Source organism: Streptomyces sp. RB17, assembly GCF_009604455.1.
In the GTDB taxonomy this organism is placed as follows: domain Bacteria; phylum Actinomycetota; class Actinomycetes; order Streptomycetales; family Streptomycetaceae; genus Streptomyces.
Genome location: NZ_WEGL01000006.1, coordinates 594,351 through 614,127, shown reverse-complemented (window position 1 = coordinate 614,127; position 19,777 = coordinate 594,351). Strand labels below are relative to the sequence as shown.

Genomic DNA, 19,777 nt, shown 5'->3' with positions numbered 1-19,777 from the left:
CACGTCCCCGCTTGACCTTCACACTGATGTCAGGCTCCGACCATGGTCGCATGCCCGTGTCCTCCACGTCTTCCCAGGCCAACGCCGTTCCGCTGCCGTGGTCGGGGCTGCTGGCCCTGTCCTGTGCCGCGTTCACGGCCGTCATGACGGAACTCCTGCCGGCCGGGCTGCTGCCCGTGATGGCACCCCCGCTCGGCGTCGCCGCGTCCCGGGTCGGATTCCTGGTCACCGCGTACGCGGCGGCCTCCTTCCTGGCGGCCGTGCCGCTCACCGCGGCCCTGCGCGGGCTGCCGCGGCGGCCGGTGCTGTGCGGCGCCCTGCTGGGCTTCGCCGTCAGCAACGCGCTGGTCGCGCTGTCGTCGTCGTACCCGCTCACCTTCACGGCCCGGCTGCTGGCGGGTGCGATGGGCGGCACGCTGTGGGCGATGCTGGCCGGCTGTGCGGCCCGGATGGTGCCGGCCGGGCGGCGTGGGCGGGCCGTCGCGATCGTGCTGGCCGGCATCACCCTGGCCCTGTCGCTCGGGGTGCCCGCCGGGACCGCGCTGGCCGGTGCGGTGGGCTGGCGGGCGGCCTTCGGGACGCTGGCCGTGCTCGCCGTCCTGCTCGTGGGGTGGATACGGCTGCGGCTGCCGGACTTCCCCGGCGAACCGGCGCACGAGCGTGTGCCGCTCACCCGGGTCGCACTGCGCCCCGGCATCCGCCCGGTGCTGTCGGTGACCCTGTTCCTGCTGCTGGGGCACCAGGTCATGTACACCTACGTCGCCCCATTCGCCGGACACGCCGGGTACGGCCGTACGGGCCTGCTGCTGGCGGTGTTCGGGACGGCCACGGTGGCCGGGATCTGGGTCACCGGGGCCCTGATCGACCGGCACCCGCGCCACACCCTGCTCGTGGCGCTCGCCCTCTTCACCGGCGTGCTGCTGGTGCTGGGTCTGGCCGCGCGGGCGCACGGACTGCTGGTCGGCGCGGTGGCCCTGTGGGGCGTGGCCTTCGGCGGGGCGCCGACGCTGATCCAGACCGCGCTGGTCGACGCCTCGGGGCCGGCCGAGGCCGATGTCGCGACCTCCTTGCAGACGACCGTGTACAACGCGGGCATCGCCGCCGGCTCACTCACCGGCGGCGTGGCACTGGACGCGCTGGGCCCCGGGGCCCTGCCCTGGACCGCCCTGCCGCCGGCCCTGCTGGCGCTGGCGACGGTCGTGGCGGGACGCCGGTACGCCTTCCCGCCGCGGCGGCACGCCCTTGCCCCGGAGGCGAACGTACGGGCCCAGCCGGTGCCGGGGGCCGTAGCGTGCAGCGCCCGAAAACATGCTGCGAGGAGGTCGGTGGCCGATGGTGAAGGGCAGTGAGCCGCGGTGTCTGCGCCGCTGTGTGGAGCCGGCGGCCGGAGCGCTGCAGGCCGGTGCCGAGCCCTTCGGGCCGGTGGTGGTGGCCGGGGACGGCCGGGTGCTCGCCGAGGACCGCAACCGGGTGAAGGACGGGATCACACCCGGCACCCCGAGTTCGAGCCGGCTCCCTGGTCGGCCGCGCACGCCTGGGTGGGCCTCGGCCGGATCGGGTACGTCGGCCCAGCTCCCCGGATCGCTGGAGGAGTTGGGTGCCCCTCGGGCGCCGGTGCGGCCGCTGCCGGCCCAGGAGGTCGCACCCGGCGTGACGGTCGAGGGGCCGGTGCCGGAGCCGGTGCCCGAGGTACGGGGGCCGCACCGCCGCTTCCAGGCCCGACGCTCCCGAGGGTCAGCCGAGTTCGAGCCGGCTCCCTGGTCGGCCGCGCACGCCTGGGTGGGCCGCGGCCGGATCGGGTACGTCGGCCCAGCTCTCCGGATGGCTGGAGGAGTTGGGTGCCCCTCGGGCGCCGGTGCGGCCGCTGCCGGTCCAGGAGGTCGCACCCGGCGTGACGGTCGAGGGGCCGGTGCCGGAGCCGGTGCCCGAGGTACGGGGGCCGCACCGCCGCTTCCGGGCCCGACGCTCCCGAGGGTCAGCCGAGTTCGAGCCGGCTCCCTGGTCGGCCGCGCACGCCTGGGTGGGCCTCGGCCGGATCGGGTACGTCGGCCCAGCTCCCCGGATCGCTGGAGGAGTTGGGTGCCCCTCGGGCGCCGGTGCGGCCGCTGCCGGCCCAGGAGGTCGCACCCGGCGTGACGGTCGAGGGGCCGGAGCCGGTGCCCGAGGTACGCGGGCCGCACCACCGCTTCCAGGCCCGACGCTCCCGAGGGTCAGCCGAGTTCGAGCGTGGTGACGCCGAACACGCGGTGCCGCGCGTGCTCGCGGACCGGCCCGGTGTACATGCGGGCGGTCTCGAACGAGGCCTGGAATCCGGCCTCTTCGGCGAGCGCGACACCGGCCGCGTTCGGCTCGGGCACGTCGATGGCGACCGGGCGTCCCGCGGCCTCGCTGGTGAGGGCGGCGAACAGGGCTCGGGCGTCGGCGGCGGTGTCCGCGAAGAGAGGGCCGATTCGCAGGGTGTCGTGGCCGGGGCGCAGCACGCCGTAACCGGTGAGACGCGCACCGTCGTGGCGGACGAACGCCCGGTGTCCGGGGCCGGTGAGCCACTCGGCGAGGAAGCGCGGACGGTCTGCCGGGCAGCAGGCACTGTCGTAGGCGGTGATCGCGGTGTGGTCGGCGGGGCCGGCCGGACGGACGCCCGCCGGGGCCTCGAGCTGCGGGACCGTGCCGGTGAACCGGATGGTCCGGTAGGCGAGTTCGAACCCGGACTGGCGGTAGTTGTCCTGCTGCGCGACCACGCCGTCCAGGCCGACGGTGCGGTTGCCTGCGTGGGCGAGGGCGGTCTTCCAGGTGGTCAGGCCGTGGCCGTGGCCGCGCAGGCCGGGACGGACCAGGTAGCAGCCCAGGAAGGCGTAGTCCGAGCCGTAGTTCACCACGGAGACGGCCGACACGGGCTCCCCGTCGATACGGCCGAGGAAGAAGCCGTCGGGATCCTGCGCGAAGAACGCGGGCCCGTCGGACAGTCCGGGATTCCAGCCCTCCGCCGCCGCCCATCCGGCGATCACCGGCCAGTCGGCGAGGGTGGCCTGCGTGACGACGAGGTCGTGGGGGGCCGCAGAGGTCATCGATGCGCTCCATTTCCGTCGGGACCGGACTGCCGTGCCGCATCCTTCCGGATCAACGGGGGCTGCGCCACGGGGAGATCGGCCGTTGCACGCGGCAGCAGAGGCACCGAAGCGACGACGAACACCCCGAGGAGGGTGATGGGCAGCGCCCCACCGGACGCGGCAGTCGCGTCCAGTCCTCCTTCGCCCAGGGCCAGTTGACGTACCAGTGGGCGAGGACGTCCAGCGTCATCACGACACCCGCGAGGCGGACACCGGCGGGCCGCGCCCGCAGCGTCAGCACGACGACCGACGGATCGAGGGCGACCAGCGCGACGAAGAACACCTGCAACGGCAGCGGGCCGAAGGCGGCGTAGGCGTGGAGCCCGCCCCGCACCAGGTCGACGGCATGGGAGCAGGTTCCCTCCAGGAATCCGGCGGCATACCCCACGAGACTCCAGCACGCCCGGCGCGGCAGTGCCCGCCATCGCTCGTGTATGCCGTCCGTCACCGGATCAACCTGGTGCAGGATCCGACCCAGCGGACGCCCGCAGGGCCCGAAGAGGGTCGGTCGGCTCCGCGAGGTCCGCTCCGCGAGGTCCGCCGGTCCCGGGAGGGTGGCCGGACATGGCGCCGAGCCCCACCGGGCCGGCGTCCGGTGGGGCCTGTGGCGGGGGGGTGGTCAGTCGGTGCTGCCAGGGCGGAAGCGGCGGTAGAGGAGTGTGCCCGTGAGGAGGAACGCGGCGCTGCCGGCGACGGCGGGCACGGTGACGTCCGTGCCGGTGTGGGCCAGCGTGGCGGCCGCCGGTACCGTGGCCGGGCGTGGCGCGTTCGGGCGCCGCACGGTGGGAGCCGGGGTGCGGGGGGTGCGGGGCCGGCCGACGGGGCCGTTGACCGACCGGTTGCCCTCGGCCGGGTTGCCCACCCCGACCACGTTGACGCTGTTGCCGCTGACGTTGACCGGCAGGTCGACGGGGACCTGGACGGTGTTGCCGGAAAGCACGCCGGGCGAGTCCTTCGCGCTGCCGTGGGCGGAGGCGCCGCCGGACGTCGCCGACCCGCCCGTTCCGGCGTCGCGGTGCGTGCGGTTCGCGCACGCGTTGCCGGTGGCCGGATTGAGCAGCCCGACCACGTTCACGGTGTTGCCGCACACGTTCACCGGCACGTGCACCGGGAGCTGGATGCCGTTGCCGGAGATCAGCCCGGGCGAGCCGGCCGCGGAGCCGTCGGCGGCGGCACCGTCGGCGGCGAAAGCGGCGGACACCGGCAGCGCCACGGCCATCGCTCCGGAGGCGGCGACGGCGGCGATCACACCGTTTCGGGTAGCCCGTCTCATAGGTTCCCTGCCTTCCAGACTTCGTCGCGGGCACTCACCCGCATCCCGTAAAACGCGGGCGAACCATCTGAGTTATGGCTTATCGGTCGTTCACCCCGTCGAGCGACAGTGTTATCGAACTGCATGTAAAGACGCTCAATGATCGATAACGGCGCACGGAGGCCGGGCAGGGTACGGCACCGGGCACCGTCCCGCTCGCCCGGAGGCGGGCCGTACGGGGCCCGCTTATGGTGATCCGAGGGCGCCGTCCCCCGGTCCGCGACAGGCGTCCCGGGAGGCGTCGATGCTGGTCAAGCTGTCCACACGGCCCGCCGTGCGGCGCTGCGCGGGTACCGGAGCCCTCGCCCTGACGCTGCTCGGCGCCGGGCTGCCCGCGGCCGCCGGGCCACACCCCGACCTGTCCCGCTTCTACCGGCAGACGGTGACCTGGGCCACCTGCACGGGCCCGGACATGCCGAAGGACCTCCAGTGCGGCAAGGTCACCGTCCCGCTGGACTACGCCCGGCCGCACGCGGGCACGCTCGACGTGGCCCTCGCCCGCTACCAGGCCACCGGGAAGAAGCGGGGCTCGGTGCTGCTGAACTTCGGCGGCCCCGGCGCCGCGGGCATCCCTGAACTCGCCCTCGACGGCAAGAAGTTCATGGACCTGACCAACGGCTACGACGTGGTCGGCTTCGACCCGCGCGGCGTCGGCCGCTCCTCCCCCGTGAGCTGCGGCGAGGGCAGCGACGAGGCCGCCGGCGCGATGGACGACGAGGCCGGCCTCGCCCATCCGCAGGCGCTGCTCGCGACGTTGCGCAAGGCCGCCGACACATGCGCCCGCAACTCCGGCCCGGTGCTGCCCCACATCGGCACCGTGAACGCGTCCCGCGACCTGGACGTCATTCGCCAGGCCCTCGGCGACAAGAAGCTCAACTACCTCGGTTTCTCCTATGGGACGCGACTCGGCGCGGTGTACGCGGCGCAGTTCCCGCACAAGGTCGGCCGGATCGCCCTCGACGGCGTGGACACCCTGACCGAGCCGCTGTCCGAGCAGGGGGTGGCCGGCGCCGAGGGGCAGCAGACCGCGCTGGACGATTTCCTGGACTGGTGTACGACGGACGTCGCCTGTCCGTTCGGGCAGGACCGGCGCCAGGCCGGGGACCAGGTGGTCGGTCTCGTGCGCTCGCTCGACGCGAATCCGCTCCCTACGGAATTCGGCGGCTCGTTCTCCGGACAGGACCTGGTCGGCGCCATCGGGCAGGCCCTCTACAGCAAGCAGCTGTGGCCCTCCCTGGAGCGCGCCCTGGCCTCGCTGGTCCAGGACGGCGACGACCGGGGCGTGCTGAACTTCGCCACCGGCGGCTCCGGTCTGCCGCTCGCCGGCCACCGCGACGGTGGTCTGGTCGATCCGCAGAACGTGCCGGCGGACAACCTCGAGGCCGCGCTGATGGCGATCAACTGTGCCGACGATCCCGACCGGCCCGGCGCGGCACGGATCACCAAGGACCTGAAGAGTCTGCTGGCCGAGTACGAGCAGGCCTCGCCGGTCTTCGGCCGCTACCGGCTGTCCGAGCTGCTCCTGTGCTACGGCCGCCCCAAGGGCACCGACTTCATCCGGCACCGGGTGAAGGACGTCCACTCGGCGAGGATGCTGCTCGTGGGCACGCGCGGCGACCCGGCGACGCCGTACCGGTGGACGGTGGAGACCGCCGCACGGCTCGGTCCGTCGGCGGTGGTGCTCGACAACAAGGGCGACGGCCACACCGGCTACGCCTCCTCCAGGTGCGTGCACCAGAAGATCGACGACTTCCTGCTCTACGGCTCCCTGCCGCCGAGCGGCAGCTCCTGCCCGGCGGACGGCAACGACTGGAGCGCCACCACGACCACCACCGGCTGATGACAGCAGGGGCGCGCACCCGGGTGACAGCCGTGCAGCCGGCACAACCCCACGGCCCTGGCGGCCGTCATCCCGGGCAGGCCCGCTCCGGCCGCCGTATCCCGGTACACGAACACGACAGGGGGACGCCACCATGCGCTTCCGCGCCGCCATCGCCGTGTCCGCCGCCTCGGCCGCCGCGGCGGGCCTGTCGCTGACCGCACCGCAGAGCCGGGCCGCAGCGGCGGAAACCGCCCGGACCGTCCGCTGCGCCGAGAAGTCGCTGACGGTCCGGGCGAAGGCCGTGCCCGGCGATCCGACCGTGCTGCGGGTCGGCGTCACCCACCGCGGCGCCCGCGCGTGCCTCGTCGACCGGGTGCCCACGGTGGCCTTCGGGGACCTCGACGGCGCCGCGCTGCCGACGCCCGAGGGCGGCACCGGCGACTACCGGCTCGGAGCCGGGCGGACCGCCTGGGCCGACCTGCGCACCGTCGGCGACCCGGCGGATCCCGAGGCCCGCCGGGTGGACACCGTGACCGTGGCCGCCTCGGCCGCCCACCGGGGCCGCTCCTTCACCGCGGCGCGGCTCGGCACCGGACCGCACGTCCTGGTGTGGGAGCCGGTGACGACGTGGTGGCAGCCCACGCGGGCGGCCGCGGACCGGGCCATCGGCCTCAGCCGGTGATCACCTCGGGCGCGTAGACCTCCAGCCACCGCGCGAGGTCCAGGGCGCGTTCCAGGCCGCGCCGGGCCGCCTGGGTGCTGACCGGCGCCTCGCGCTCGGCGGCCTGGCGGAGCCGGTCGCGGTCGACGAGGTCGAAGACCTGGTGCGAGGGCCGGGAGAGCAGTTCCCTGGCCTGCTCCTGAAGGGCGCGGGCGTACCGCGGGTCCTGCGTGGACGGGTAGGGGCTCTTGACCCGCTCGTACACCGACCGCGGCAGGACGTCCGCGGCCGCCTCGCGCAGCAGGCTCTTCTCCCGGCCGTCGAAGGACTTCAGCGCCCACGGGACGTTGTAGACGTACTCGACCAGCCGGTGGTCGCAGTACGGCACCCGGACCTCCAGGCCGACGGCCATGCTCATCCGGTCCTTGCGGTCGAGCAGGGCCCGCACGAAGCGGGTCAGGTGAAGGTGGCTCATCTGCCGCATCCGGTACTCGAAGTCACTTTCGCCGTCCAGCCGTTCGATGCCGGCGACGGCGGCGTGGTAGCCGTCGGCGATGTAACGGCCCAGGTCCAGGGACTTGGTGAGGTCGGCGCGCAGGACGTCGGCGTCGTCGCCGAAGTGGCGCCCCATGGTCGCCAGCCACGGGAAGGTGTCGGCGCGGCGGGCTTCCTCGTCGAAGAACTGCAGATAGCCGCCGAAGACCTCGTCGGCGGACTCCCCGGACAGCGCCACCGTCGACTTCTCACGGATGGCGCGGAAGAGCAGCAGCAGCGAGGCGTCCATGTCGCCGAAGCCGGCCGGCAGATCGCGGGCGCGGATCACCTGCTCACGCACGGCGGGGTCGGCGAGGGACTGCGCGTCGAGCACGATGTCCTGGTGGTCGGTGCCCGCGAGCCTGGCCACGTCGTGCACGAAGGGTGTGTCGGGGGTGCCGCGCAGTTCGTCGGCGACGAAGTTGTCGGTCTGGCCGACGAAGTCGACGGCGAAGCTGCGCACCTTCTCGCCCTGCCGGCCGAGTTGCCGGGCGGCGATCGCGGTCATCGCGGAGGAGTCGAGGCCGCCGGAGAGCAGGGTGCAGCGCGGGACGTCGGCGACCAGCTGGCGGCGCACGATGTCGTCGAGCAGCGAGCGCACGGTCGCGACGGTGGTGTCGCGGTCGTCGGTGTGCGGCCGGGTCGTCAGGCGCCAGTAGACGCGGGTGGACAGGCCGGAGCGGTCGACGGTGACGACCGTGCCGGGTTCCACCTCGCGCATGCCGTCCCAGATCGCGTGTCCGGGCGTCTTGACCATGACGAACAGTTCCCGCAGCCCGTCCAGGGTCACCCGGCGGCGGGCCAGTGGGTTGGCGAGGATCGCCTTGGGCTCGGAGCCGAACAGGACGCCGTCGGAGGTGGGGTGGTAGTAGAACGGCTTGATGCCCATGCGGTCGCGGATCATCACAAGCTTGTCGTGCCGGCCGTCCCAGACCGCGAACGCGTACATGCCGTTGAGCCGTTCGGCGACCGCGTCACCCCATTCGAGGTAGCCGTGCAGGACGACCTCGGTGTCGGAGTCGGTGGTGAACCGGTGGCCGCGGCCCTCCAGCTCCCGGCGCAGTTCGGTGAAGTTGTAGGCCTCCCCGGAGTACACCATGGCGACGGTTCCCTCCGGGGTCACCACGGACATCGGCTGACGGCCGCCGGGGAGGTCGATGATCGCGAGCCGGCGATGGCCCAGGGCGGCCGGGCCCGCGGCCCAGACGCCACGGTCGTCCGGGCCGCGGCAGGCCATCGTCTCGGTCATCGCATGCAATGTGGTGGCCTCGGCGGTCAGGTCGCGGTCGAAGGAGACCCATCCTGTGATGCCGCACATGCGCTGCCTCCTGCCTCCGGCTCGCATCAAGAGCAAACCAGTTGTATCGAGCACCTATACGACGAGCCTCCGCCAGGTGTTCGACGCGGTCAACGCGGCCGTAACACGCACGACACGCACTCCCCCATGGTTCCGGCCGTGTTTTGCCTTCGCGAAATCTCCGGATCGCCGGAACTCCGGGCCGGCAGCGCAGCGAACCGGCCACAGGCAAAAACTTGGCCAACCGGCTCGGGCGTTACTCCTTCACGGCCAGGAACGAGTCGAGCGCCTCGGTCAGCTCGGCCGGCTTCTCCAGCGGCAGCTCATGGCCCGCGTCGAGGATGCGGACGACCGCGTCCGGGTAGGCCATGGCCATCCGCAGCATCTGCCGCACCGGCAGCTGGACGTCGTGGTAGCCGTGCACCATCAGGGTGGGCGTACGGATCTCCCCGGCCCGGTCGAGGACGTCGAAGGCGCGCATCGCGCCGTACAGCGTCATCACGACCTCGCGCGGGGTCGCGGCGGAGGCGCGGATGTGCGCGCGGATCTCCTCGCGCGGATGCCCGGGCGCGAAGGCGCGCTGGATGTTGGCGGCCACGAACAGCCGGTACGGCACCAGGGTGGAGGCGGCCATGAGCAGGCCCCGGCCGCGGCTGTACGTCATCCGGCCGATGGAGCCCACCAGCGCCATCCGCTCCACCCGCTCGGGGTGGTCCAGGGCTATGGTCTGCGCGATCATCCCGCCCATCGAATGGCCGACCAGCGCGAACCGTTCGACCTGGAGGTGGTCGAGCAGGGCCAGGACGTCCCGCGCCGGCTCCGCGATCGTGCGCGCCCCGGCGCCGGTGCTCTCCCCGTGCCCGCGCAGATCCAGCCGGATCACCCGGCGTCGTGCGGAGAAGTGGGCGATCTGGTGGTCCCAGCGGTGCCGGTTCGCGGTCCAGCCGTGCACGAACACCAGCGGCACCTCCGGCGCGTCACGGGGGCCCTCGTCGTCGTACGTCAGGGCCGCTCCGTCGACTTCGAGCTGCGGCATGCCAGGCCTCCTGGGGTGGGCGCGGTCCGGTTACTGGCCGGTACCGTAGCCGTCCGCGGGGCACCTCGTCACCGGTTCCACGGGGGAATTCGCTGCGGGAACCGGGGCCGGAACACCCCGAATGCCGTACGGGTGAATCCGCCCTATCGTGCTGTCATGGAGCACGCACTGAGTCCCGCAACGCTGGCCGAACTGCGGCGCCCGCGCCCCTACCCGGCGGTGTCCGTGCTGACCCCGACACACCGCCGGGAACCGGACAACGAGCAGGATCCCGTCCGGCTGCGCAATGTCGTCACCGAGGCGCGCAAACGCCTGGAGTCCGATCCCTCCGTCACCCGTGAGCGGCGCAACGACGTCGTGGCGCAGCTCGACCGGGCGCTGGCGGAGGTGGACCTGGCACACGCCGAGGACGGCCTGGTGATCTTCGCCGCTCCGGGCGAGCACCAGGTCTGGTCCCTGGCCCGCACCGTCCCCGAGCGGGTGGTGCTCTCGGACACCTTCCTCACCCGCAATCTGGTCGCCGCGCAAGCCGCCGAACGGCCCTTCTGGGCGCTGTCGGTCTCCCCGGACCGCGTCACCCTGTGGAGCGGCGGCGAGGGCCGTGTCGTGGCGGACGAGTCCGGCGGTTTCCCGCTGGAGCGGCGGCAGGAGAACTTCGACGCGGAGCGTCAGATGCAGATCGGCGACCAGCCGAGCGTCTTCCGCGACGAGGGCACGCGCCATTTCCTGCGCGAGGCGGACACCGCCATGAGCACCCTCCTGCGCGAGCAGCCCCGGCCGCTGTACATCACCGGCGAGCAGGCGGCGCTGTCCCTGCTGGACGAGGTCGGCAGCGTCGCCAAGTGCGCCGTCCACGTCCCGCACGGCGGGCTCGCGCACGCAGGGCCCGAAGCGGTGTGGCAGGCGCTGCGGCCGGTGCTGGAGGAGGAGTCCCACAAGGACACCACGGCCGTGATCCGGGAGCTGATCTCGGCACGCGGGCGCCGGACCTTCGCGGCCGGTCTCGACGAGCTGTGGCAGAGCGCCCAGGAGGGCCGGGTACGGCTGCTCGCCGTGGAGGAGAACTACCGGGCCACCGTCAGCGAACTGGGCGAGCATCTGGTGCCGGCCGAATCCGGCGACCTGGACGCCCGCGAGGACATCGTGGACGAGATCGTCGAGCAGTGTCTGGAGACCGGCGCCGAGGTCCGCTTCGTGCCCGACGGCACGCTGGGCGACGCCAACGGGATGGCCGGGGTGCTGCGGTACTGAGGCTTCCCCGCCCTGGCCTGCCCCGGCCGTCCCCGGCCGTCCCCGAGCGGCGCTCCCCGCCCGGCGTACGCTACGGCGTGATCGTCGGCGTAAGGGAGCGCGCGCATGGGTGACCTGCTGGGAGTGGCCGTACTGGGTGCCGGACACATGGGTGGCGACCACATACGACGCCTCGACCAAGTGGTCAGTGGAGCCAGGGTCGCGGCGGTGGCCGACCCCGATGTCGAGCGGGCCGAGGAAGCGGTGGCGGGGCTCGACGGAGTGACCGTGCACGCGGACCCGGTGGCCGCGCTCGACGCCCCCGGCGTGGCGGCGGTGCTGATCGCCTCCCCCGGGCCCGCCCATGAGGAAGCGCTGCTCGCGGCCTTCGCCCGCGGGCTGCCGGTGCTGTGCGAGAAACCCATGGTGCCCGACTCCACGGGTGCCCTGCGGGTGGTGGAGGCCGAGGCACGGCTGAGCCGCCGGCTGGCGCAGATCGGCTTCATGCGCCGCTACGACGCCGAGTACCGCCGGCTCAAGGCGCTGCTGGACGACGGCCGTCTGGGCCGGCCCCTGATGCTGCACTGCACCCACCGCAACGTCTCCTCCCCCGGCCACTTCACCAGCGCCATGCTGATCAACAGCTCGGTCTCGCACGAGATCGACGCCGCCCGCTGGCTGCTCGGGCAGGAGCTGACGGCGGTGACCGTGCTGCGTCCCACGCCGTCCACGGACGCTCCCGAGGGGCTGCTCGATCCGCAGTTCGTGCTGTTCGAGACCGCGGGGGGCGCGCTGGTCGACGTGGAGGTCTTCGTCAACTGCGGCTTCGGCTACCAGGTGCGCTGCGAGGCCGTGTGCGAGCGGGGCAGCGCCCGGATCGGCGACGAGCACACCATGGTGGTCACCACGGCGGGCGGCGCCCGTGAGGAGGTGGCGCAGGACTACCTCGTCCGGTTCGCCGACGCCTACGACCGCGAGGTACAGGCCTGGGTGGACGCCACCCGGCGGGGCGAGGTCACCGGCCCGAGCACCTGGGACGGTTACGCCGCGTCCGTCGTCGCCGAGGCGGGGGTCCGGGCGCTGGAGACCGGCGGCCGGGTGGCCGTCGATCTCGCCCCGCGCCCGGACCTGTACGCCAGGGTCAGCCGCTGACGCTCGCTGCGCCTGTCTCCAGGTGCCCGGTGAACCGGCGCGACCAGGTCGCGTCGGAGTCGACGGTCACCGTGAAGTCGTACCAGCCGTTCTGGTACGCGACGGCGTTGAAGTAGTCCTCCGTCGAGACTCCCGCTGCGACGGTGTAGGTCCACGGGCCGTCGCCGCGGTAGTGGTTGGAGGTGATGGTGAACTTCACCGAGGCCGAGCCGGAGTTGGCCATCTTGAAGTAGATGGCCAGCTTGCCCGTGCCCGGCTCGACGGCGTACCGGGTGCTCACCTCCGCCGACTTGCCCGCCTTGGTCGCGTCGCCCTGGAAGCGGCGCAGGAAGCGGTTCGGACCGACCATGGTGAAGTCGTACGCGCCGCCGCCGAAGCCCGTGCCGATGTTGAAGGAGTCGGAGGCGGTGCCGCCCGCGTCGACCGTGTACTGATACGGCGTGGTGTCGCGGTAGGCGTTGGGGTGGATGGAGAAGTGGGCCGCCCGCGAGGCCGGACCACCCTGGTTGGTCATGGTGAACCAGGCGAGGATCTTGCCGGCGGCGCCGAACTCCAGGTGATCCAGGTAGCCGCCCGGCTGGTACGGCAGCGCGCGGGCCGGGCGGGTGCCGGTCTCCTGCGCGGGCAGGGCGTTGTCGGTCGGCACCGGGTTGGGCAGCGGGCCGCAGGTGTCGATGCCGATGACGCCGGTGGCGGGCAGGGAGACCGTGCCGTGGACGGGGTTGGCGAAGTCGAAGACGCCGGTGAGGTCGCCGCTGACCTTGCGCCGCCAGTCACTGATGTTGGGGCACTCGGCGGGCTTGCCGATGGCGGACGTCCAGGTCTCCAGGAAGCGCAGCACCGACGTGTGCTCGAAGACCTCCGAGGAGACCCAGCCGCCGCGCGTCCAGGGCGAGACGACGAGCATCGGAACGCGGAATCCGAAGCCGTACGGCACCCCGTTGAGGAACTCCCCGGGCGTTCCGGCGGGCGGCGCCGGCGGGGGCACGTGGTCGAAATAGCCGTCGTTCTCGTCGTAGTTGAGGAACAGGACGGTCGAGTCGAACACGTCCGGGTCGGCGGCGAGGGCCTGGTAGACGAGGCTGACGAAGTGCGCGCCGTCGCCGGGCGGGGCGTAGGGGTGCTCGGAGAAGGCCTGGTTGGGCACGATCCAGGAGACCTGCGGGAGGGTGCCCGCGAGCACGTCGGCCTTGATGGCGGCGGCGATGTCGTCCGGGGTGGAGCCGGTCACCTTGGGCACCGAGGACATGCCGCGGTCGTACAGCGGGTCGCCCGGCTTGGCGTTCGCGAAGTTCTTGAAGTAGGCGCAGCCGTTGTCGCCGTAGTTGTCGGCCGCGTTCTGGTAGACCTTCCAGCTCACCCCCGCGGCCTGCAGCGCCTCGGCGTAGTTCTGCCAGGTCAGGCCGGACTCGTCGCCGCCGTCGTAGCTGGCGGAGTCGACCTTGCCGCTCCACAGGTAGGTGCGGTTGGGGCCGGTGGCGCTGAGGGTGGAGCAGAAGTAGGCGTCGCAGATCGTGTAGTTGTCCGCGAGCGCGTAGTGGAAGGGGATGTCGGAGCGGTCCAGGTAGCCGAGCGAGCGGACGTTTCCGACGCCGGCGACCCAGTTGTCCATGCGGCCCTTGTTCCAGGCGGAGTGCTGCGAGGACCACGAGTGCGGCAGGTCGCCGTTGCACTGGGCGAGGGTCTCGCCGTCCTTGCCGCCGGCGGACGGGGTCGCGCTGAGCTTCCACGGGTACTGGCGGCCCAGCCCGTTGGGCTGGTCGAAGACCGGGTGGCCGCCGCTGAGGGTGATGCCGCTGCGGTCGCCGAAGCCGCGCACGCCCTTCAGCCGGCCGAAGTAGTGGTCGAAGCTGCGGTTCTCCTGCATGAGGATCACCACGTGCTGCACGTCCCTGATGGTGCCGGTCGCCGTGGTCGCCGCGGCGGCCGTGGTGCGCGTGCCGGCGCCCAGGGCCACACCCGCCGCCACGGATGCGCCGAGCCCCACGAAGCCTCTTCGGCTGATCGGTGTCATTCGCCCCGTCCTTGTCACCTTCGGTGCCCCTGCGGCACGCCGCGCGACAGGGTGCCCGCGCCGGTCGTCGGGGTCCATACCGGAGCGGTGAGGCGGAGGTGAACAAAGGTCAAAGACGCCCGGGTGCTCGCCTCATACCCCGCCGAACAGGGCGCCCAGCCCCCGCTCCACGACTGTGGCCAGATCCTCCTGCCCGAACGCCACCACCCCGTACGTGCGCAGCAGGAAGCGGCGCAGACAGGACGCGGGGAACTGCAGCAGGGCCAGCCCGTGGGGCGAGTGGAACTCGATGACCGTGCGGGTGCGGCCGTACGGCCAGATCTGGACGTCCCCGCGACCGGCCGGGGCCCGCAGCCCCTCGTCGAGCAGGGAACGCGCGAAGACCCAGGTGACCTCCTCGCCGTCCAGGGCGGCCTCGGCCGGGAAGTCCACGAGGACGGCCAGGGGATCGTCCGTGGTGTAGCGCAGCGTGGCCGACACGGGGATCTCGTGGTCCTCGGCGGTGATGAGCCGGGCCTGGGCGGGCTGTACGACAGTGATGGCGTCCATGCTTTAACGGACTCCGCGATGGCGCCTCGAATGCCGCGAAATCCGGTCACAGTTCGACGGGTACAAGACGCTTCCCGCACACGGGAACACAAGAGCGACGAACACACGCGTGACCGCCGGGGAAAAGCGGCCCGGACCGGGCAACACGCGTAGTTCCCCTACGACTTGGCCCGCGCGGCGCGTACGTCATTCGTGCGCGGGGATCGCTCCGGGAAGACTCTGGCATATGCCGAAAGCACCACCGTATCGTGTGTTGCCAAATCCCTTACGGGGCGTCGCGGGCTGTGCGAGAGTCGTAACGGCCCCCCGTCCTCCCCGGCCGTCTCGTCCCCAACGGAGTGCGTCATGCCGTCACCGGTCTCCGCGGACCACCCAGCCGCCCAACCACCCGGACGCGGCTCGGTCGAGGCGTTGATAACGCAGGCGCGGCGGCTCAAGGGCGACGTGGACGCCGTACGGCGGGACACCCGCGGCGGGGGTGCGGACCCGGAGGAACGCTGGCAGCGCGCCCTGTACGACCTCGCGCTGCACCAACTGGAGGACCTCGACGCCCACTTGGCCCAGCTGCGGGACGGGCCCGCCGCCGAGTCGGCCGGACCGGCCGAGGCGCCCGCCGTCCGGCCCGCGCCCGCCCCGGCCCCGAGCGGCTCGCTGCTCAGCCGCGTCGGCAGCGCGGAGTGGAACCTGCTGACGGACGAGGCGACCTGGTCCGGGGAGCTGTACCAGATCCTCGGCCTGGACCCGGACGCCCCCGCCCTCACCCTGGACGAACTGCCCTCGCTGGTCCTGGAGGAGGACCGGCCGAAACTGACCGCGATGGTGACGGACTGCCTGGTCGACGGCAAACCCATCGACGGCGAGTTCCGCGTCCTGCGGCCCGAGGGTTCCGTGCGGGCCGTGCACATGATGGGCGAACCCGTGCTCGGCGCCGACGGCGGCACGGCCTCGATGTGGGCCGTGCTGCGCGACGTCAGCGAACTGCGCCGCTGCCGGCGGACGGTGCGCGAGACCCGTGACTCGCTGCAGCGTCAGCTCCGGCAGGAGCAGACCGAGCACCGGATCGCGGTCGAGTTGCAGGAGGCCGTGCTACCGCCATGGCGCGGCTCCCTGCGGCTCCCGCGCCAGGGGCCACGCACCCTCGACCTCGCCGCCCGCCGCCTCCCCGCGGCGACGACCACCCCGCTCGGCGGCGACTGGTACGACGCGCTGGAACTGTCCGACGGCGACACCCTGCTCAGCGTCGGCGACCTCACCGGGCACGGAGTGGCCGTCACCTCCGGGATGGCGATGCTGCTCGGCGCCGTACGCGGGATGGCGCTGGCCGGCAGCCCGCCCGGTGAACTGCTGGGCATGCTCAACCAGTTACTGGACGCCACCGTGCAGCCCGCCCTCGGCAGCGCCGTCTGCTGCCGCTACCGGCCCGAGACCCGCACCCTGGTCTGGGCACAGGCTGGACACCCCGCCCCGCTGCTGTACCGCGACGGGACCGGGCGCCTGCTGCACGCACCGGACGGCGTCCTGCTCGGCGCCACCTCCGGCGCCGTCTACGGGCAGGCCGAGGAGACCCTCCGGCCGGGCGACCTGCTGCTGCTGCACACCGACGGGCTGGTGCCGGGGCACAGCCCGGACGCGGCCGTGGACCGCCTGCTCGACCTCGCCCCACGGTTCGGCGCGGCGCGCACCGCGCAGGACTGCGTGCGGACGGTGGTCGAGGAGTTCGGCGGAGCCGCACGCGAGGACGACGCCTGTGTGCTCGTCGCCCAGGTCACCGCATGAGTCGACGTCACGGATGAATTCGGCTCACCGATCGGTTGGCGTCACTGATGGGTTGAGGTCAGCGACGGAATCCGGCGCACAGGCCCTGAGCCTGTGGGCTCACGCCTGCGCGCTGCCCGTGCCCTTGGCCCTCGGCTTGGGCAGGGCGAGCCGGATCTCCTCCCGCAGTTCGTGGATCCTCGGATAGCCGGCGTACTCCGCGGTCAGCCGGTACATCTGCCGCAGCCGGTCCCAGGTGCGCCGGGAGGAGTTCGAGCCCATCGACATCAGGGCCAGCCGTGCGTAGCGGTCGGCCTGTTCGGGGTCGTCGGCGATGAAGCAGGCCGATGCCATGGACAGATGGTCGAAGATCTTCGACCGCTCCCGGCCGTCGACCCGCAGCGAGAGCGCCTTGTCCGCGTAGTGCTGGGCGTGCGTGGCCGCGCTCGGGTCGAACTCCGCCAGCGTGCGGTAGGCGAGCGCCTGCATGCCGTACAGATCCTCGTCCTTGAAGGTCTGCATCCAGTCCAGCGGTTCCCCGTCGCCCCGGTCGGCGACGAACATGTCCTCCGCCTGCCCGAGCGTACGGCGCATCGCCTGGCCCTTGCCCATCGACGCCTGCGCCCAGGCCTCGATGGTGTGGAACATCGCCTTCGTGCGCGGCTGCAGGCGGTCGCCGGCGCCGTCCTGGGCGAGTTTCATCAGGTCCAGTGCGTCGTCGGGCCGGCCGAGGTGCACCATCTGCCGGGCCGCCCGGGACAGCGCCTCGCCGGCGCGCGGCCGGTCTCCGCCCTCGCGGGCGGCATGGGCGGCGATAACGAAGTACTTCTGCGCCGTGGGCTCCAGGCCGACGTCGTGCGACATCCAGCCCGCGAGGACGGCGAGGTTGGCGGCGACGCCCCACAGGCGCCGCTCGAGATGAGGTGGATGGTGGTAGGCGAGCATGCCGCCCACCTCGTTGAGCTGGCCCACGACCGCCTTGCGCTGAAGCCCGCCGCCACGGGCGGCGTCCCAGGCGCGGAACACCTCGACCGAGCGCTCCAGTTCCTCGATCTCCTGCGACCCGATGGGGGCGGCCTCATAGCGGTCGAACCCAGCGGGGTCGGCGTGCAGGGGGTCGTCGAGGACGGGGGCGTCGGCCTTCAGGGCCGGGTCGGTGTGCAGCCAGTCGTACATGGCGCTGCTGAGTGTGGATCCCGCGGCGAGCGCGGCACCCGCGCCCACCAAGCCGCGTCGGTTGAGCATGAGGTCCATTCCCGTGAATTCGGTGAGGACCGCGGCGGTACGTTCGGGCGCCCACGGCACGCCGTCGGGATGTTCCTCGATCCCGTCGCCCTGCCGTTTCCCCGTACGCCCGTGCCGTACCAGACCGAGGTCCTCGATGGTCACGACACGGCCGAGACGCTCGGTGAACAGGGCTGCCAGCACCCGCGGCACGGGATCGCGCGGGATCTCTCCCATGTCGATCCACCGACGGACCCGGGAGGTGTCGGTCGACAGCTGGGGGTGGCCCATGGCCGCCGCCTGCTTGTTGACCAGCCTCGCGAGTTCCCCCTTGGACCAGCCGGCCAGGCCGAACAGGTCCGCAAGGCGGGTGTTGGGTTGTCCGCTCACGTAAGCCCCCAGGTTCTCGGCTGAGTTGACAGTAGCCCGGTGCAGGTTGCCGGGCGACTATTCGCCAGGGTTCGCCAGGGTCCGCCAGATGGTGTGCCACTGGGCATCGGGTGTCGAGTAGGAACGCGCCACCCCGACCCGGTCGCCGCTCGGCTCGCCGAGCTGGCGGGTGCATTCCCCAGGGTGCACCCGGGCGGCCGGGGCGGGCAGGCGCACGCTCGCAGTGCATGCGAACGGAGTACGGGCTCCCCCGCGCTCCGGCCCCGCGCATGTGCCCCGAGCACGCACCACAGGCAGGCACCGCAGGCACACGAAGGGATCTGTATCTCCCATGTACGCAGCATCGTCCTCCGTGTCCGCCCCGCCCCGGCCGCTGCGTTCCCGCCCCGCGGGCGGCGGGCCGTACCTGGACCCGGCGGCGCGTCCGGGCGGCCCCGTGCCGGTCGCGGGCCGGCTCCGGCGGGTGCCGGGCCAGGTCGGTACCCAACCGCTCAGCGGGAGACTCGACTTGTCCGGTCCCCAGGGCGCGCAGCTGCGCACCGCGATCGCATCGGTGCACCGGATCTGTCCGGAGTTCACTCCGGTGCAGGTCCTGCGGCGCAGCGGACGGTCCGTCCTCCTCGTCGGGACAGCAGGGCGCGGCACGGCCGTGGCCAAGTGTCTGCTGGACCACTCGCCCGCCTGGGCCGAGCGGATCCGTCACGAAATAGCCGCATACCGCTCGTTCGTCCGGCACCGGCCACCGGTCCGCGTGCCCCGGCTGATCGCGGCGGATCCGGACAACTGCACCCTGGTCATCGAGCGGGCGCCGGGCCGGGTGGCGGCGCTGCAGCGCCATCCGGTGGAGGCGCCGCCCCGCGCGGACATCCGGGCCGCGCTGGGCGCGATCTGCCGGGTGAACGCCTGGCGGCCCCCGGCGGGCACGTTCGACATGCCCCTGGACTACGGCGCCCGGATCTCCCGGTACCACGAGCTGGGCCTGCTCACCGACCGGGACCTCGGCGACCTCCAGAAGCTGCTGCACGGCATCGCCCACGAGGTGGGCCGGCACGGCATGCTCCAGTTCAACCACGGCGACGCCCTGCTGTCGAACATCCTGATGTCACCGGCCGGTCCAGTGCTGGTGGACTGGGAGCTCGCGGGCTGGTACCTGCCGGGGTACGACCTGGCGACGCTGTGGCTGGTCCTCGGGGACGCGCCGGTGGCCCGGCGGCAGATCAGCCAGATCGCCCAGTCCGCGGGCCCGGCCTCCCGGGACGCCTTCCTGGTCAACCTGATGCTGGTGCTGACCCGGGAGATCCGTACCTACGAGACGGCCGTGCAGCGTTCGATGCACGAGGTGGCCCCGGCGGCACCGGGCGTGGCCCACCCGGGTGCTGCGCCGTCCGGCGAGGAACAGCGGCTGCTGCTCAGGCGGCTGCACGACGACTGCCAGATGGCCCGCAGGGCCGTCCGAGCGGCGGTCGGAACTCGCTGACGGGGACGAAGGTCCGCGGTGCGCCGGAGCGGCGGCGCACCGCGGACCTTCGTGTCTCCGGGCACCTGTGGCCACTGGTGTACGCCAGTGACGCCCCGCAGGCCCGCGCGCCGCCGTCGCGAAACTCGCCGAAAACCCTTCGTGACATGGGAAATTGCCGCTCTGGAGGCATCATTGACGGATCGTCGGCGAGCCGGTACCACTGACCCAGCTCGCG

Annotated in this window: 15 protein-coding genes and 2 pseudogenes; 9 read left to right on the top strand and 8 right to left on the bottom strand. The window is 72.7% G+C overall.

Features of this window, described 5'->3' with window-relative positions:
* Nucleotides 1–50 precede the first annotated feature (50 nt).
* From SRB17_RS27990 to SRB17_RS46655, 3 genes and pseudogenes are all read left to right on the top strand, one after another.
* Nucleotides 51–1,349: an MFS transporter gene (locus SRB17_RS27990; protein ID WP_153542864.1), complete on the top strand. Its 1,299-nt coding sequence runs from the start codon at nt 51–53 to the stop codon at nt 1,347–1,349.
* Nucleotides 1,333–1,725, top strand: a pseudogene (locus SRB17_RS46660) (nucleoside deaminase); the annotation flags it as partial. The gene SRB17_RS27990 and the pseudogene SRB17_RS46660, both read left to right, overlap by 17 nt.
* A 36-nt stretch (nt 1,726–1,761) precedes the next feature.
* Nucleotides 1,762–1,966 (top strand): annotated as a pseudogene (locus tag SRB17_RS46655) (nucleoside deaminase); the annotation flags it as partial.
* A 244-nt stretch (nt 1,967–2,210) separates the two neighbouring features.
* Here SRB17_RS46655 and SRB17_RS27980 read toward each other — a convergent pair.
* The 3 genes from SRB17_RS27980 to SRB17_RS48155 form a co-directional block, all read right to left on the bottom strand.
* Complete coding sequence (locus tag SRB17_RS27980; RefSeq protein WP_153542863.1) at nt 2,211–3,065, bottom strand: GNAT family N-acetyltransferase; 855 nt, start codon at nt 3,063–3,065, stop codon at nt 2,211–2,213.
* Nucleotides 3,066–3,117: 52 nt separating this feature from the next.
* On the bottom strand, nt 3,118–3,555 hold the full coding sequence (locus SRB17_RS27975) for a hypothetical protein (RefSeq protein ID WP_194294159.1): 438 nt from the start codon (nt 3,553–3,555) through the stop codon (nt 3,118–3,120).
* A 171-nt stretch (nt 3,556–3,726) separates the two neighbouring features.
* The gene (locus tag SRB17_RS48155) at nt 3,727–4,380 is read right to left on the bottom strand and encodes a chaplin (protein ID WP_153542862.1); all 654 of its coding nucleotides are present in this window, start codon (nt 4,378–4,380) and stop codon (nt 3,727–3,729) included.
* A 283-nt stretch (nt 4,381–4,663) separates the two neighbouring features.
* On the opposite strand from SRB17_RS48155, the gene SRB17_RS27965 reads away from it, so the two are divergent.
* Nucleotides 4,664–6,259: an alpha/beta hydrolase gene (locus tag SRB17_RS27965; protein ID WP_153542861.1), complete on the top strand. Its 1,596-nt coding sequence runs from the start codon at nt 4,664–4,666 to the stop codon at nt 6,257–6,259.
* A gap of 133 nt (nt 6,260–6,392) precedes the next feature.
* Nucleotides 6,393–6,923, top strand: a complete 531-nt coding sequence (locus tag SRB17_RS27960) for a DUF4232 domain-containing protein (RefSeq protein WP_153542860.1) — start codon at nt 6,393–6,395, stop codon at nt 6,921–6,923.
* Here SRB17_RS27960 and asnB read toward each other — a convergent pair.
* Both asnB and SRB17_RS27950 read right to left on the bottom strand, forming a co-directional pair.
* Nucleotides 6,913–8,754 carry an asparagine synthase (glutamine-hydrolyzing) gene (gene asnB, locus SRB17_RS27955; RefSeq protein ID WP_153542859.1) on the bottom strand — a complete coding sequence of 614 codons (1,842 nt, stop codon included), beginning with the start codon at nt 8,752–8,754 and terminating at the stop codon, nt 6,913–6,915. The genes SRB17_RS27960 and asnB overlap by 11 nt on opposite strands.
* Before the next feature lie 235 nt (nt 8,755–8,989).
* Nucleotides 8,990–9,769: an alpha/beta fold hydrolase gene (locus tag SRB17_RS27950; protein WP_153542858.1), complete on the bottom strand. Its 780-nt coding sequence runs from the start codon at nt 9,767–9,769 to the stop codon at nt 8,990–8,992.
* Nucleotides 9,770–9,925: 156 nt separating this feature from the next.
* Between SRB17_RS27950 and SRB17_RS27945 the strand changes: the two genes are divergently transcribed.
* Together SRB17_RS27945 and SRB17_RS27940 are read left to right on the top strand one after the other, a co-directional pair.
* On the top strand, nt 9,926–11,020 hold the full coding sequence (locus SRB17_RS27945) for a chemotaxis protein (RefSeq protein ID WP_153542857.1): 1,095 nt from the start codon (nt 9,926–9,928) through the stop codon (nt 11,018–11,020).
* A gap of 105 nt (nt 11,021–11,125) precedes the next feature.
* Nucleotides 11,126–12,151, top strand: a complete 1,026-nt coding sequence (locus tag SRB17_RS27940) for a Gfo/Idh/MocA family protein (RefSeq protein WP_153542856.1) — start codon at nt 11,126–11,128, stop codon at nt 12,149–12,151.
* Here SRB17_RS27940 and SRB17_RS27935 read toward each other — a convergent pair.
* Entirely contained in the window at nt 12,141–14,165 is a 2,025-nt protein-coding gene (locus SRB17_RS27935) for a phosphocholine-specific phospholipase C (RefSeq protein ID WP_153542855.1), read from the bottom strand. The genes SRB17_RS27940 and SRB17_RS27935 overlap by 11 nt on opposite strands.
* A 132-nt stretch (nt 14,166–14,297) precedes the next feature.
* On the bottom strand, nt 14,298–14,714 hold the full coding sequence (locus SRB17_RS27930; RefSeq protein ID WP_153542854.1) for an SsgA family sporulation/cell division regulator: 417 nt from the start codon (nt 14,712–14,714) through the stop codon (nt 14,298–14,300).
* Nucleotides 14,715–15,059: 345 nt separating this feature from the next.
* Between SRB17_RS27930 and SRB17_RS27925 the strand changes: the two genes are divergently transcribed.
* Entirely contained in the window at nt 15,060–16,490 is a 1,431-nt protein-coding gene (locus SRB17_RS27925; RefSeq protein ID WP_153542853.1) for a PP2C family protein-serine/threonine phosphatase, read from the top strand.
* A gap of 99 nt (nt 16,491–16,589) precedes the next feature.
* Here the strand turns inward: SRB17_RS27925 and SRB17_RS27920 are convergent, their stop codons facing one another.
* Nucleotides 16,590–18,083 carry a hypothetical protein gene (locus SRB17_RS27920; protein ID WP_323376329.1) on the bottom strand — a complete coding sequence of 498 codons (1,494 nt, stop codon included), beginning with the start codon at nt 18,081–18,083 and terminating at the stop codon, nt 16,590–16,592.
* A 331-nt stretch (nt 18,084–18,414) separates the two neighbouring features.
* Here SRB17_RS27920 and SRB17_RS27915 point away from each other — a divergent pair, with 331 nt between their 5' ends.
* Nucleotides 18,415–19,560 carry an aminoglycoside phosphotransferase family protein gene (locus SRB17_RS27915; RefSeq protein WP_153542851.1) on the top strand — a complete coding sequence of 382 codons (1,146 nt, stop codon included), beginning with the start codon at nt 18,415–18,417 and terminating at the stop codon, nt 19,558–19,560.
* Nucleotides 19,561–19,777 lie beyond the last annotated feature (217 nt).